The sequence below is a fragment of the Caldichromatium japonicum genome, from assembly GCF_011290485.1.
GTDB classification, from domain to species: Bacteria; Pseudomonadota; Gammaproteobacteria; order Chromatiales; family Chromatiaceae; genus Thermochromatium; species Thermochromatium japonicum.
In genome coordinates this window covers 170,179-184,757 of record NZ_CP048029.1, presented here as the reverse complement: position 1 = coordinate 184,757, position 14,579 = coordinate 170,179, and the positions used below count along the sequence as shown (strand labels likewise).

General features: G+C 62.0%; 12 protein-coding genes. 6 read left to right on the top strand and 6 right to left on the bottom strand.

The features are described from left to right. Positions 1 to 119 precede the first annotated feature (119 nt). Entirely contained in the window at positions 120 to 1,367 is a 1,248-nt protein-coding gene (locus tag GWK36_RS00885; protein ID WP_166269267.1) for a glycosyltransferase family 4 protein, read from the bottom strand. A gap of 260 nt (positions 1,368 to 1,627) precedes the next feature. On the opposite strand from GWK36_RS00885, the gene pomA reads away from it, so the two are divergent. From pomA to GWK36_RS00860, 5 genes are all read left to right on the top strand, one after another. Beyond that, positions 1,628 to 2,389: a flagellar motor protein PomA gene (gene pomA / locus GWK36_RS00880; RefSeq protein WP_166269265.1), complete on the top strand. Its 762-nt coding sequence runs from the start codon at positions 1,628 to 1,630 to the stop codon at positions 2,387 to 2,389. A 53-nt stretch (positions 2,390 to 2,442) separates the two neighbouring features. Then, entirely contained in the window at positions 2,443 to 3,282 is an 840-nt protein-coding gene (gene tssL, locus GWK36_RS00875) for a type VI secretion system protein TssL, long form (protein WP_166269263.1), read from the top strand. After that, entirely contained in the window at positions 3,275 to 3,928 is a 654-nt protein-coding gene (locus GWK36_RS00870; protein WP_166269261.1) for a PilZ domain-containing protein, read from the top strand. Before tssL ends, GWK36_RS00870 begins: the two co-directional genes overlap by 8 nt. A gap of 289 nt (positions 3,929 to 4,217) precedes the next feature. Next, positions 4,218 to 4,574 carry a PaaI family thioesterase gene (locus tag GWK36_RS00865; protein WP_166272288.1) on the top strand — a complete coding sequence of 119 codons (357 nt, stop codon included), beginning with the start codon at positions 4,218 to 4,220 and terminating at the stop codon, positions 4,572 to 4,574. Continuing rightward, complete coding sequence (locus GWK36_RS00860) at positions 4,561 to 5,334, top strand: competence/damage-inducible protein A (protein WP_166269259.1); 774 nt, start codon at positions 4,561 to 4,563, stop codon at positions 5,332 to 5,334. Before GWK36_RS00865 ends, GWK36_RS00860 begins: the two co-directional genes overlap by 14 nt. A gap of 123 nt (positions 5,335 to 5,457) precedes the next feature. On the opposite strand, the gene GWK36_RS00855 is transcribed toward GWK36_RS00860, so the two are convergent. Together GWK36_RS00855 and GWK36_RS00850 are read right to left on the bottom strand one after the other, a co-directional pair. Beyond that, on the bottom strand, positions 5,458 to 8,559 hold the full coding sequence (locus tag GWK36_RS00855; RefSeq protein ID WP_166269257.1) for an efflux RND transporter permease subunit: 3,102 nt from the start codon (positions 8,557 to 8,559) through the stop codon (positions 5,458 to 5,460). Positions 8,560 to 8,635: 76 nt separating this feature from the next. Further along, positions 8,636 to 9,847, bottom strand: a complete 1,212-nt coding sequence (locus GWK36_RS00850) for an efflux RND transporter periplasmic adaptor subunit (protein ID WP_246237607.1) — start codon at positions 9,845 to 9,847, stop codon at positions 8,636 to 8,638. Positions 9,848 to 9,987: 140 nt separating this feature from the next. Between GWK36_RS00850 and GWK36_RS00845 the strand changes: the two genes are divergently transcribed. Next, positions 9,988 to 10,593 carry a TetR/AcrR family transcriptional regulator gene (locus GWK36_RS00845; RefSeq protein WP_166269255.1) on the top strand — a complete coding sequence of 202 codons (606 nt, stop codon included), beginning with the start codon at positions 9,988 to 9,990 and terminating at the stop codon, positions 10,591 to 10,593. 226 nt (positions 10,594 to 10,819) lie between these two features. Here the strand turns inward: GWK36_RS00845 and GWK36_RS00840 are convergent, their stop codons facing one another. The 3 genes from GWK36_RS00840 to GWK36_RS00830 all read right to left on the bottom strand — a co-directional run bounded on the left by GWK36_RS00840 (position 10,820) and on the right by GWK36_RS00830 (position 14,574). Then, positions 10,820 to 11,491 carry a carboxypeptidase regulatory-like domain-containing protein gene (locus GWK36_RS00840; protein WP_166269253.1) on the bottom strand — a complete coding sequence of 224 codons (672 nt, stop codon included), beginning with the start codon at positions 11,489 to 11,491 and terminating at the stop codon, positions 10,820 to 10,822. Between the two features lie 97 nt (positions 11,492 to 11,588). After that, positions 11,589 to 13,073, bottom strand: coding sequence for an RsmB/NOP family class I SAM-dependent RNA methyltransferase (locus GWK36_RS00835; protein WP_166269251.1), 1,485 nt, complete (start codon positions 13,071 to 13,073; stop codon positions 11,589 to 11,591). 22 nt (positions 13,074 to 13,095) lie between these two features. After that, the gene (locus GWK36_RS00830) at positions 13,096 to 14,574 is read right to left on the bottom strand and encodes a RimK family protein (protein ID WP_166269249.1); all 1,479 of its coding nucleotides are present in this window, start codon (positions 14,572 to 14,574) and stop codon (positions 13,096 to 13,098) included. Between the last annotated feature and the right edge of the window lie 5 nt (positions 14,575 to 14,579).

The following is a 14,579-nucleotide window of genomic DNA, read 5'->3' as shown; positions in this document are numbered from 1 at the left end:
CCATTCGCAGCCATAAACCTGGCTGGTTCATTCTGTAGCCTTCGGATTGTCTTGGACTCCATTTCATCCCTTGCCGGAATGACAGGGCGCTCAGGATGACTGTAAGGAGGCGGATCAATTTAGAGACGCAGGAGATGGTAAAGACATGACCAGTAGGCCTCGGCCATAGCGCGACTGTCAGAAAACTGGGCAGCACGGCGCTGCCCTGCCGCGACCAGGAGGGCACGTCTGTCTTGGTTCAGTACCAATTCAAACATGGCCGAGGCGATGGCCTGGGGATCCAGGGGATCGAAAAGGATAGCGGCATCGCCTGCGACTTCCGGCAGGGCCGCGGTATGGCTACAGGCGACCGGTATCCCTGCTGCCATAGCCTCGATGACCGGTAAACCAAACCCTTCATAGAGCGACGGAAAGATCAGGCCTGCTGCATGGTTGAGGAGGACAGCCAATTGAGGATCCGTAAGATAACCAGGGAAACGGACCCGCGGCGCTAGACCGAGCGCTGCCGCTGATGCCCGCGCTTGCTCTAGACCTTTGCCTGGCGCGCCGGTACAGACCAAGACCAACTCATCCGGCAGCCCGCGGACACGCGCCTGTTTGAAGGCTGCAAATAGACGAGAATGATTTTTATGGGGCCAAAAATTGGCGGGATACAAGAGATAATATCCTTCCCGAATGCCGAGGCGATCAAGCACGTGCTCAGTGCCTGCCAGCGGATAGCGCGCAAGACGCTGGGCCAGACGCGGCGGGATCACCTGAATGCGCGCCGGATCCAGGCCGGCAGCGATCGCCTCAGCTCGGGTATGTTCCGAGATGGTGATCACGAGATCAGCCTGACGGCGCAAGGCGGCAAGGACCCCAGCGCGATTGGCGAGATCCTCGGGGCTAAAAAAACCCGGGAAGATGCGCTCTTGCAGGTCATACAGGGTACAGACGGTCGGCAGGCCCGGCTCATGAAAGGTTGGAGCAGTAAAGGGGCAGTACAGCAGATCCACACCCAACGCCTTGAGCTGACTTCTGGAACCCAGGCGCTTGAGCGTCGCATTGACCCCATAGGCCAACCGCCCGCTTGCCCGCTGTGCCCAGATAGGCAGGGGTTTGAGCAGCCAGGAGGCCAGGCGAGCAAGCCGCGGGCGGATCCCCTGGCCCACCGCGGCGCCTACCACCTGCATGCGCTGGACATTGGGGCGATCGAGCCAGGCGAGCTCGGCATGTGAGGCAGATTGGGTCAGCAGGATGAACCTGGTATCTGGCACCAGCTCAATGAGCTGGTATAAAAGTTCGAACACCAGTAAACGCGCACCCCCATTCTCGCCACCCGGTAACAGGGGAGTAAGATCAATGGCGATATTCAGGGTCTCGGGCATTAGGAGAAGGTTTCCAAAAAGACTGCAAACAGCGGTAGAGGTTTGCTGCAGGTGAATTGCCGACACGCCAACCCAAGCGGTCCCTACCTCACGCAGCTTGCCCCATGGCCAGTTGGTAGCGGTCAGTGAAATTTTTATACTTAGTAGCCAATCAAGGCTAGCCGGCCTGATCTTGCGTCTGCAAGGAAGGACTCCTGATCCAAAACCCTTTGGCAGTCTGATTTCTTGCCCCCTATTGCCGATAGATCGAGGAGACTGATGTGGATCTAGCAACCCTTCTCGGGATGCTTGGCGCCATCGGCGTGATGGTCGGCGCCATCGTACTCGGTGGGGATGTCATGGTCTTCGTTGACATTCCATCGGTGATCATCGTCTTTTTTGGCACGGCCTTTGTCGTGTTGTTCCGAACAACGCTTGGCCAATTTTTGGGAAGTTTCAAGGTCGCCCTGGGCGCCTTCCTGCACAAGTCGATCCCGCCGACGACCCTAATCGAAGAGGCGGTCTCCCTAGCCAATACCGCCCGGCGCGAAGGACTGCTCGCACTCGAAGGCAAATCGATCTCGCATCCTTTCTTGCAGACCGGCATCTCGCTGTGTATCGATGGCCATCCGCCCGAGGTCGTGCAAAAGGTCCTCAGCCGCGACATCAATCTGGCTATCCAGCGCCAAGAGGCGGGCTATAGTGTCTTTAAGGCAACCGCCGAGGTGGCACCGGCGATGGGCATGATCGGGACGCTCATCGGCCTGGTGCAGATGTTGTCAAACATGTCCGATCCCAAATCGATCGGACCGGCGATGGCGGTGGCGCTCCTGACGACCCTATATGGCGCGATCTTGGCCAATGCCTTCGCCACCCCCATTGCCGAAAAGCTCAAGCTGCGCAGCAATGAAGAAAAGCTGGCCAAAACCCTGATCCTGGAATCGGTCTCGGGCATTCAAGAGGGCCTAAACCCGCGGGTCTTGGAGCAATTGCTGATGACCTATCTGCCTGAAAATCAGCGCGTCAGCAAGGGTAAAGAATAGATAGTCAGCTAGCCGTTTGGCTGATCGATCCCGATCCGGCGAGGTGTTAAGCCATGTCCGATGAAGAATGCGAATGCCCAGCTGCCTCTGCCGGTGCCCCGGAATGGATGGCTACCTTCGCCGATCTGATGTCGCTGATGATGTGCTTCTTCGTGTTGTTGCTGTCATTCTCGGAGATGGACGTCATCAAATACAAACAGGTTGCTGGTTCGCTCAAGGCCGCCTTCGGTGTCCAGCGCGATATCCCCGCTCAGGAGGACCCGCTGGGCACGAGCATCATCATGCAGGAGTTTTCCCCAGCCCAACCGCAGCCGACCGTGCTCAATGAGGTGCGCCAACAGACCACCGACGAGAGCAAGCGTGTTCTCGAGATCCAAGACCCCGCGATCGAGGATGCCCAGGATAAGGCCGAAGACCTCAAGGAACAGCTCAAAAAAGAGATCAAGGATGGACTGCTCGAGATCAATACCGTCGATGATCAGGTCGTGATCCAAATCCGCGAAAAGGGTTCTTTCCCTTCGGCCTCGGCACGGATCAACCCACAATTTGCTACCGTGTTGATGAAGGTTGCCACCGCCCTCAATCAGATCCAGGGTCGGATCCTGGTCGCCGGGCATTCGGATAATCGCCCGATCCAGACCCTTGAGTTCCCCTCCAACTGGGTACTGTCGGCAGCGCGCGCCGCAGCCGTGGCCCATACCATGACCCGCGAGGGGGGGGTCGATCCGCACCGCATCGAGATCCGCGCCTATGGCGAAAACCGCCCGATCGAAAGCAATGACACCGAGGACGGCCGCGCCAAAAACCGCCGGGTTGAGATCATCGTGCTCGGCGAGCGTAGCGCCAAGGCCCTAGAAAATATCGAACAGCCGCCAGGAGCCGATCATGGTTAATGATGAACGAGACCAATGCACCTCCCCAACGGAGGAAGCAAACCGGCGGCGTTATTTTCGCATCGACGACCGCATCGGCCTGCGGCTTAAGCCAATCAATCTGATCGAGGCCGATCGTCTGATCGAGACGCTCGAGACCCGCAGCTCGCGCGCAGGTTTGGTCAATGACCTCAAGGCCATCCGCGAACTGCATCTGCCCGACCGCCGCGCCCTTGAATATAAATTCCCAACCGTGGCCACCTATATCAAGGTGATCGAGAACCAGCTTGATGCGCTCGCCCAGGCGCTGAGCGACAGTGAAGGCTTTCCCGATACGGCGGATATCGAGGTCAACCTCAGTGCCCAGGGGCTGAGCTGTTTTTGGCCCGAAGCTCTGCCAGTCAACAGCCGGGCCGAGATCAAACTGACCCTGTTTCCCGAGCGGATCTATGTGCAAGCGCTCGTGCGGGTGCTGCGCTGCGACCCTATCGATGCCGACCGCTATCAGATTGCCCTAGATTTTGTCCATCTGCGCGATGCCGACCGTGAGGCGATCATCCGCCACGTCTGCCGTCTGCAACGACAACAGCTCCAGGCCAAGGCAGAGGAGGCATTCGAGGAGCGGATGCTGCAAAAGGAGCAGGCACAGAAAAAAGGCGGCGTCTAGCATGCAGCAAGGCCGTCTCCTGTCTTGCTGCTAGCGCAGTGGTACCCCCTGGGGAGTAGCTCTAGTGATGGTCCGCAGGGTGCTTTCTTACCGGTACCCATACCAGCGCTATCCAGGGAAACACCTCAATATCTGCCCCGAGCCTTCGGGACATTGGCGCTCGCCGCTGTGACGCGCAATCGAGCAAGACCCTACCCGGACACTTTCCCAAAGACTTGAATGTAAACCTGATGACACCTGAAGCGCTCCAGAGTTTTTTTGCAATGACCGCTTCGCCGCCCATGTCGGTATCGAGCTTGTCGAGGTCAGCGCAGGCCGGGCGCGGGCACAGCTTAGGATCGCACCGCATCATTTTAATGCCGTTGGTCTGGTCCATGGTGCAGCTATCTTCAGCCTGGCCGACCTGGTCTTTGCCGTGGCCTCGAATGCCCATGGGACGGTCGCCCTCGGGTTAAACGTGGCAGTCTCTTTCATGAAGGCGGTGCGCTCCGGCGTCCTGACAGCAGAGGCCGAAGAGGTCTCCTGCAATCCGCGCCTGGTGACCTATCTGATCCGGGTGACCGATGAGACGGGCGCAGCCATTGCCCTGATGCAAGGGGCGGTCTATCGCAAGCAGGAAAGCCTCGCCGACCATGTCCGGAGCTGACGCGAGCCTCCAGCAGGCCAAACCCCTTGCCTTCGGCCTGATTGTGATCGGCGACGAGGTACTCAATGGCGCGCGCAGCGACAAACACCTCGCCGCATTCAAACGCCTGTTGAGCGGGCGCGGCCACAGTCTCGCCTGGCATTGGCTGCTGCCTGACGACCCGGAGGTCTTGACCGCCCACCTGCGTTTTTCCATGGAGCGGGAGGAACCGGTCTTTGTCTGCGGCGGGATCGGGGCCACACCAGATGATCATACCCGCGCTTGCGCCGCCGCCGCCGCTGGGGTCGAGCTCAGCCGTCATCCCGAGGCAGCGCGTCTGATCGAGGAGCGCTTTGGCGAGGCGGCCTATCCCAACCGCATCCTCATGGCCGATCTGCCGGCGGGTGCCGGATTGATCCCGAACCCCATCAATCAGATCCCTGGTTTCTCCCTGAAACAGCACTGGTTTTTGCCTGGCTTTCCTGAGATGGCCTGGCCGATGGCTGAATGGGTGCTGGAGCAGTCTTGCGGGCGCTGTCCGCCATTGCGCGAGTCAGCCGTCCTGGTGCGCGGGGTCGCCGAGAGCCAGTTGATCCCTTTGATGCAGGGTTTGACCCGCAGATATCCTCAACTCAAGCACTTTAGCCTGCCGCATCGCGGAGAGGACCCGCACATCCGACTCGGTTTTCGCGGGCGCGCCGGTCTGGAGAGGGCGATGGCCGATCTCAAAGAGGGTCTGGAAGCGGCAGGGATCGATTATCAGGATGCCTTGCCCGAGTAAGCCAAGATCTGACAGGGGCCTGACCCAAAGCGCGACAAGCCTTGCCCTTCAGGGCGGGGAGGCTGTCAAAGGATGGTGAAGCATGTCAGATAGCTAGATGCCTGAAACATCTCGGCCAGCGGACTACTCCTTGGGTGATGACCTCAGCCGCCCCCGGATCAGGACAAAGAACAGGGGTATAAAGAACACACCGATCAGGCTGGCCGCTGCCACCCCACCTAGGACACCTGTCCCCAGCGCAATCCGCCCGCCGGCGCCGGCCCCCTGGCTCAAGGCCAGCGGCAAGACCCCAAAACCGAAGGCCAGGGAGGTCATGACAATCGGGCGGATGCGCAGGCGCGCCGCCTCGAGCGCTGCGCTGACCGCACCCTGCCCCTGCTCTTGTAGGGTGCGCGCAAACTCGACGATCAGGATCGCATTCTTGGCCGATAGCCCAATAGTGGCCAAGAGCCCGACCTGGAAATAGATGTCGCTGGGCAGACCCCGACCCAGGGCCGCCAGCACCGCGCCGAAGATGCCGATCGGTACCGCCAGTATCACCGCAAAGGGCACCGACCAGCTCTCATAGAGCGCGGCCAAGGCCAAGAAGACCACCAAGGCGGAAAGCGCATAGAGCGCTGGCGCCTGGCTACCGGCGGCCCGTTCCTCAAAGGAGATGCCGGTCCATTCATGCCCGATCCCCGGCGGCAGGCGCTTGACCAGCTCCTCGATCGCGGCCATCGCCTGACCGGTGCTCAAGCCCGGCGCGGCCTGACCCAAAAACTCAAAGGAAGGAAGTCCATTATAGCGCTCCAGACGCGGCGAACCGAGCATCCAATGACCGTGCGCAAAGGCCGAGAAGGGCACCATCTCGCCTGTTGCATTGCGCACATACCAGGCAGCGAGGTCCCCCGGCTGCATCCGGTAGGGGGCATCGGCCTGGACATAGACCTTTTTCACCCGCCCCTCGTGCACAAAGTCATCGATATAGGCACTCCCCCAGGCAACGGACAGGGTCTTGTTGATCTCGGCAAGCGACAGCCCTAAGGTGCCGGCCTTGATGCGATCGATCTCCACCCGGTATTGCGGTTCTTCTTCGCGCCCATTGGGGCGCACCGCCATCAGACGCGGGTCGTGCATCGCCATCCCCAGGAACTGGCCGCGCGCCTCAGCGAGCACCTCACGTCCGACCCCGCCCTTGTCCTGGATCTGCACATCCCAGCCCGAGGCGGTGCCAAGCTCGATCACCGCCGGCGGCGGGAAGGCAAAGACCCGGGCGTCGCGGATACGGGCAAACGCCGCCATCGCCCGCCCCGCCACCGCTTTGAGCTGGAGCTCAGGGCGCCTACGCTCCGACCAATCCCGAAGCTTCACAAAGCCAATCGCCATGTTCTGGCCCTGGCCGGCAAAGCTAAAGCCCGCGACCGTGATCAGCTCCTTGACCGCCGCCTTTTCGTTCTCTAGGAAATGTCTCTCGACCTGCTTGAGCACCTCGCGGGTCCGCTCCAGGGTGGCGCCAGGCGGGAGGCTCGCCTGGACGATCAGGATCCCTTGATCTTCATCGGGCAGGAAGGCGGTGGTCATGCGCTCATGCAAGATGACCATGCCCCCCGCCAAGAGGAGATAGATCCCAAAAAACCACCAGCGCCGCTGGATGACCGCCGAGACCCCCTTGAGATAGAAGCCAACGCTGCGCTGAAAGTTGCGGTTGAACCAACCGAAGAACCCGCGCCGCGGCCCAGGCGGAGGGGGTCTCAACAGGCTTGCTGCCAAGGCGGGGCTGAGGCTAAGCGCCACCAGGACCGACAGCAGCATGGCCGAGACGATGGTCACCGAGAACTGCCGATAGATCACCCCGGTCGAGCCGCCGAAGAAGGCCATGGGGACAAAGACCGCTGAGAGCACCAGGGCAATGCCTATCAGGGCGCTGCTGATCTGATCCATGGACCTGCGCGTCGCCTCCCTGGGCCCCAGGCCCTCCTCGTGCATGATGCGCTCGACGTTCTCGACCACCACGATGGCATCATCGACCAAAAGGCCGATGGCCAAGACCATGGCAAAGAGGGTCAGGGTATTGATCGAATAGCCGAAGGCCGCCAAGACTCCGAAGGTCCCGAGCAATACCACCGGCACTGCGATCGCCGGGATCAGGGTGGCGCGCAGGTTCTGCAGGAACAGATACATCACCAAGACCACCAGGACCACCGCCTCGAGGAGGGTCTTGACCACCTCTCCGATCGAGATACGCACGAAGGGAGTGGTGTCATAGGGGAAGACCGCCTCCATCCCCGGCGGGAAGAAGGCCGAAAGCTCCTTGATCTTGGCCTTGACGGCATCTGCGGTCTTGAGCGCATTGGCGCCGGTCGCCAACCGAATCGCCATGCCGGCGGCTGGCTGGCCATTGTGCCGCGCCATGCGGCCATAGGTCTCGCTCCCTAATTCGATGCGCGCCACGTCGCGCAATAGGACGCTGGAGCCGTCGGGCAAGGTGCGCAGGCGGATCGACCCAAAGGCATCTGGGGTATGGAGCCGCTCCTGGACATTGACCGTGACATTGAGCTGCTGCCCGGGGACAGCAGGCAGCGCCCCCAGTTGACCCGCCGAGACCTGGGCGTTCTCTGCCTGGATTGCCGCGATGACATCCGCGGGGGTCAGGCCGTATTGCGTGAGCCGATAGGGATCAAGCCACACCCGCATGGCATATTGGCTATCGAAGGAGGTGACCTCCCCGACCCCGGAGATGCGACTGATCGGGTCGCGGATGAGGCTGATGGCATAGTCGGCGAGATCGGCGTTCGACAGGCGCCCATCGCGCGAGACGAAGGCCACCACCATCAAGAAGTTGCGCACCGATTTCGCTACCTGAATCCCCTGGCGCACCACCTCATCGGGCAACAGGGCGCTGGCCAGTTGCAGCTTGTTTTGCACCTGCATCTGGGCGACATCCGGATTGACCCCGTTGTTGAAGGTCAGGGTGATGGTCGCCACCCCGTTGGACTCGCTGGTCGAATATATGTATCTCAGGCCATCGAGCCCGCTCATCTGCTGCTCGATGACCTGGGTCACCGCATCCTCGACCGTCTTGGCCGAGGCGCCCGGATAGGTAGCGGTGATCGAGATCGCCGGCGGCGCGATGGCCGGATACTGGGCGACTGGGAGGTTCCAGACCGCCAGGGTCCCCGCCAGCATGATCAGGAGGGCGATGACCCAGGCAAATACAGGTCGGTCGATGAAGAAACGGGCCATGGCTTTAAGACCGATCGAGGGATGTCGTCTTTATCCCCTCTCGCTGGCGCAGCACAGAGGGATTGGGGTAAAGGCCTTAGGGCGAGCTTGGGGCGGCAGGACCCGAGGCCCCTGGTGTGGCATCGAGGGCGATCGCCCTGGCCTGATCACCGGGCCGAACCCTTTGTAGGCCATCGAGGATCAGGCGCTCGCCGGCGGCGACCCCCCCCTCAACCAACCAGGCATCGCCTTGGATGCGTTCAGTTTGTAATAGACGTTGTTCCACCTGGTCGTCTGCGTTCAATACCAATACATAGGGCCGACCTTGGCGGTCGCGCTGGACGGCGCGCTGCGGGACCAGGAGCACGCCTTGGCGCTGGCCCTCCTCCACCCGCGCGCGCACAAACATGCCCGGCAATAGCACCTGGTCGGGGTTAGGGATGATGGCGCGCAGGATGATACTAGCGGTTGTCGGCTCAACGCTCACCTCGGCAAACTCAAGCCGCCCGGGATGTGGATAGTCGCGCCCATCCTCCAGGATCAGGGTGACGCGCGGCTGGTCACCAGCGGGGCGTTGCAGGCGCCCATCCTGGAGGGCGCGGCGCAGGCGCAAAAGCTCTACACTCGCTTGGGTGAGATCGACATAGATCGGATCGAGCTGCTGGATGGTCGCCAATGCCTGGGCCTGATTGGCGGTCACCAGGGCGCCCTGGGTGACGAGCGAGCGCCCGATCCGTCCGCCGATCGGGGCCTTGATGCGTGTATAGTCAAGCTCGATCCGTGCCCGCTTGACCTCGGCCTCGGCGACGGCGACCGCAGCCGCCGCCTCCTTGCGCGCCGCCTCGGCATCGTCATAGTCCTCCTGGCTAACGGCACGGGCCTTGAGCAGATTGGCCGCGCGTTCGGCCTTCAGACGCGCGCGCTCAAGCCCCGCGCGCGCCCGTTCGAGCGCCGCCTGCGCACTCTCATAGGCCGCCTGATAGGGTGCGGCATCGATCTGATAGAGGACCTGACTGGCCTGGACCTGGCTACCTTCTTTAAAGAGACGCTCCTGGATGATCCCGCCGACTTGGGGCCTGACCTCGGCGATGCGATAGGCCGAGGTGCGTCCGGGGAGCTCGACGGTCAGGTTAACCGTCTGGGGGTGGAGGGCGATGACCCCGACCTCGGGTGGACCGGATGGACCCATGCCTGGTCCGGGGCTCGGCGTATGGGGCTTGCTGCAGCCAACGAGCGCAAAAAAGATCATAGCGGCCCCGATCGCCTTGTCCGTCCAGGGGGTACGCCATGCGGCCTGTAAGGGAGACATTGCATCCCCTACAGACCTCGGTTGAGGGGCGAGGGACATGGTTGCTGGAAAAGCCTCGAACGCTCATTCTAGAATAAACGTTCAATCTAATCCCGTCGCACGACAGCGTCAAGGGCTGCCCCACACGGCGAGGAGGATCCATGTCTCAGACCGAAACTGAATTAAGCCGCGGGGAGATACGGCGGCGTCAGATCCTGGATGCCGCAGCGCGTTGTTTTGCCCAAGATGGCTTTCATGCCACCAGTATCGCCACCCTCTCCAAGGCCACCGGCATGAGTCCGGGGCATATCTATCATTTTTTTGCCAACAAGGAGGCGATCATCGGCGCGCTGATCGAGCGCAAGCTCGCCTACTCATTGCAGTTGGTTGAGCAATTCGAGGATGCAGAGGACCTCTTTCAGGCCCTGGTCGAACGAGTGGAGCTCGGGCTGAATGAAAAGACCAATCTCGCCAATGCCGCTTTAGAGCTTGAGATCCTGGCCGAGGCGGCGCGCAACCCAGGGGTCGCGGCGTCCTTACGCGCCGCCGACCAGATCAAGCGCCAGCGTCTTATGGAGCTCATCGGTCAGGCACGGCGCGGTCGCAGTCAAGAGGAGGACCCAGAGAGAGATATCGCCGCCAGCACCGAGCTCCTGATGGCCCTTTTCGATGGCCTTGCGGTGCGCGCCATTAGTCACCCAGACATCGATCGCGCCGCCCTGATCCCCTTGCTCCAAAAGGCAGTGGCGACCCTGATCGAGGGGTAACGAGAGCCCCTGATCGTCATTCCGGGACAAGCCGCAATCCATCTCCAGGAGGTCCCTGGGCACCGGCCTTCGCCGGTGTGACGGCCCTTGGCCCTTGCCTCTAGCCCTTGCTGGCAGAGGGCACTGGCTAGGGTGCGGGATGCGCAACCTAGGAGCCTGAGAAACCGATCGATGGATTGCCACGCCTACCCTAGCGAGCAGGGCGGGCGCTGCCGATCCCCACGGATTACCAATAAAAATTCAGATCGACCCCGCCCGTGGCCGGGATATTGACGTCGCGTGTCTGGATAGAGCCGGCATTATCCACATTAACACGATAGCGGCCCGGCGGCAGCTTGACATAGAACCAAGGCCCTTGGGAGACGGCATCGAGCAGGACGGCGCCCGCTGCATCCTGGATGCGCACCCGGATGTCGGCGAGATAGGCCCCGCCGGCCTCGGCAAAGAGCAGGCGCAGGTTGAACTGCGGCTTGACCTGCAACATCTCCTCGCGCCCCGATAGCCCGATCCCACCGCTGAGATAGGGCACACTGCCCGTCTCTTGTGCAACAGCGACCGCGGCCGGCGTTTCAGGTGCAGGTGCAGGAGGGAGCGGCTCCGCAACGATCGGTGCCCTGGGTTGCGCGGACGGCTGAGCAGGGAGAATAGCCCCGCCCGGCAGGATAGTCCCGGGCGGCAAGACCATCTCCTCTTGCAAGACGGTCCCCTCTGGCAGCTGAGCAGCCGGCGGCGGCTCATCTGGCGGGGCAACCACCCATTCGCTCCGAAGACCGGGCTCAACAGGTGCCGGCGGCGCCGTTTCCGATTGGCACAGGGCGCTGCTGAGGGGCAGGACGGCCAGCATCACACCGAGCCCCCTGATCAAAGGGCTCGACAAGGGTTTAGCAGGATGGATCATGGATGGCTCCTTCGAATCGATGGACGCTTCGGTTGTCGCCGCACCGATCAAGGGACCGGTCGGGACGACAAGGCAAACAAGATCAGTATCCGACCGCTCAATCCAGTGAGGCAACCCGCCCGCTCCAATGCCAGGGAAACAGGCTTTCGATCACTCCCGAGCGATGGAGCACAGCAACCCCTAGGGGGTGACCGCGATAGGTGACGATGGTCTGACCGGGCGGATGGGCAAGGCGCTGGGAGGCGGTTGGGGCAAAGGTCTCGCGACGCAGATAGGCATCGCGCTGTTCGGCGGTCAATTCCAAACAAAACTGGGTCGCCGAGCAGCCAAGAACCAATGCCCCGCCGGTTGTGGGTTTAGGCGGCGAGACCTGGGTGCGATGAAAAAAGATCCCATGCCCGGCGGCCTTTGGCCAAGCAGGCGGCGCATGATCGGCGGCTATGAGATGCAGCCCGCGCCTGGTCTGGCGGTGGACGCGATACCCCTGCCAATAATCCGCCGGCAGGCCATATTTGGCTGAAAGACCCAGGAGCCAGTCCTCATGTCCCTCCCCCCCGATGGCCGCCAGCTCAGGCTCAGGTTCTGCAGATAGGCTTGGGTCCTTTTCTAACAGGGCCATGAAGAACCCGCCGGTGTCGTTATGATGCGGCCACAGGCGCAGACAACGGGCAAGCTGGGGATCGAGCCTGCGCCCCTGCCACTCGGTGACCCCGGGGCTGGCGATCAATCCCGGCAGGGCGATGGGGCGCAGCCAGACGCGCCCGCCGAACTCATCCAGGACCTCGGCGACCACCAGCTCATTCTCCTCGGGGGCAAAGGTGCAGGTCGAATACAGCACCAATCCGCCTGGGCGACAGCGTTGCACCGCCTTGCGCAGCAAGGCGCGCTGTCTTGCGGCCAAGCGCCCGAGTCCAGCGGGGTCCAGGCGTTCCACGAGCCGCGGGTATCGTCTCAATGTCCCTTCGCTGGCGCACGGAGCATCGACCAGGATGCGATCGAACTGACCGCTGCGGCTAGGCCAGTTGACGCCATCGCATTGACTCGTGGTGACGTTTAACACCCCCAGCCGGTCCAGGTTACCCTGGAGCGCTTTGAGCCGCTCATAAGCGATGTCGTTGGCGATGACCGTGCCGCGGTTGCCCAGGGCAAAGGCAAGCTGTGCCGTCTTGCCCCCTGGTGCAGCGCATAGATCCAGGACCCGAAGCCCGGGCCTCAGGTCCAACAGGGCTGCGGGTAGCTGTGAAACGACCTCCTGGGCATGGGCAAGCCCTGCGCAATACCACCACTGCTGCCCTACCTTTAGATCGGCTGGCAGGCGCAAGGCGTTGGGGAGACCTGGGATGGGCTCCGGTTCCAGGCCCTCCACGCACAGCAGCTCGGCCAGCTCCGCCACCGAGATACGCGTCGGATTGGCCCAGATCACGACTGGCAACGGACAACAGAGCGAATCGACGAAGGCCGGCCAGTCATCGATGAGTTCGCGGTAACGGTTCAGCCAAGAGCCCGCGATGCGGGCCGCGGTGAGCTGGGTCCGTCGAGAAAAGGCTGGAGGCAGGGTCGGATCGATTGCTGAAACTGACATGAGAAAGGCTGAACTAATGGAACTAGCGTGCGCCGCGCTGACGGTCGAGCCGCTGGACAAACTCGGCGATCAGACGGTCATAGAGCGCCTCGCCCAGCACCCGATCCTCGACGCCGGCATCCAGATTTGGATTGTCATTGACCTCGATGACCACCGGACCGCTAGGCGTCTCCTTCAAATCGACCCCATAGAGCCCGTCGCCGATCAGATCAGCGGCCTTGAGCGCGGTACGGATCACCGCCGGTGGGACCGCAGCGATCGGCAGGGTGTCGAAACCGCCCTCGACCCGCCGCCCATCGCCTTCATGTTTGATGACCTGCCAGTGATCCCGGCTCATCAGATATTTGCAGGCATAGAGCGGTTGGCGCCCGAGCACGCCGATCCGCCAATCGAAAGGGGTATAGAGAAACTCCTGGGCCAGGATCAAATCGGACGCCTTAAACAGCCGGCCGGCGATGCGGGTCAGGCTAGAGCGGTCATCGGCCTTATAGACACCGCGCGAGAATGAGCCCTCGGGGATCTTGAGCACCACCGGATAGCCGATCTGTGCCTCGGCGTCGAGCAGGTTTTCCTTGCGCAGGATCAGGGTCTTGGGTCGGGGGATGCGATGCGCCGCCAGCAGTTCGGCCAGATAGACCTTATTGGTACAGCGCAGGATGGAGTCGGGATCATCGATGACGACCATGCCCTCACTGTCGGCCTTTTTAGCAAAGCGAAAGGTATGGTGCCCGATCCGGGTCGTCTCGCGGATGAAGAGCGCATCGTATTCGGCAAGCCGGCTGTAATCCTTGCGCTGGATGAGCTCGACATTCACCCCTTGCGCCTTGCCCGCCTTGATGAAGCGGGCCAGCGCCCGCGGATTGGACGGCGGCAGCTCCTCGGTGGGGTCGTACAGGACCGCCAGGTCATAGCGATAGGACAGGCGGGCGCGCGGCTGGCGCCAGCGTTTGGAGAGATAGCCCTCGAGGGCCGCAAAGAGGGCATCCTCTTCGGCAGGCGGGATGGCGGTGATGGGCAATGCCTTGATTGCACCGATCCGCCAGGTCCCATGCAAGCGAAACTCAACCCTCAGGATCGGACAGCGGAAGGTCTCAAAGATCAGCCGCGCCAGCGGCTGCAATTCCTTGACATCGCACTGCCCGAAACAGATGGTCAGCTCATAGGCGGTCGGGGTCAGGGCGCCGGTCTTGCGCCGTCCGAGCAGACGCTGGGCAAGCACATTGAGCTCCTCGGTCGCCAGGTCATAGATCTCGCGGCTGGAGAGCTCCTGGATGGTGCGCACCGCCGGAACGACCTTGTGACCGCGCGCCTCGGCCAAGAGCGAACAGTAATACCCCAGCGATAGATACCGGTAACTGCGACAGAGATTGATCACCCGCAGCTCGCGCTTGCTCGCCAGTTCGCTGCTGGCCAGATAGTCGCGCGCCGTGACCACTGGCAGGTGGGGGAAGCCCGGCTTCCAATCGCCGGACTGTTCGACCAGGAGTAGATGTTCGGCCATCGGGT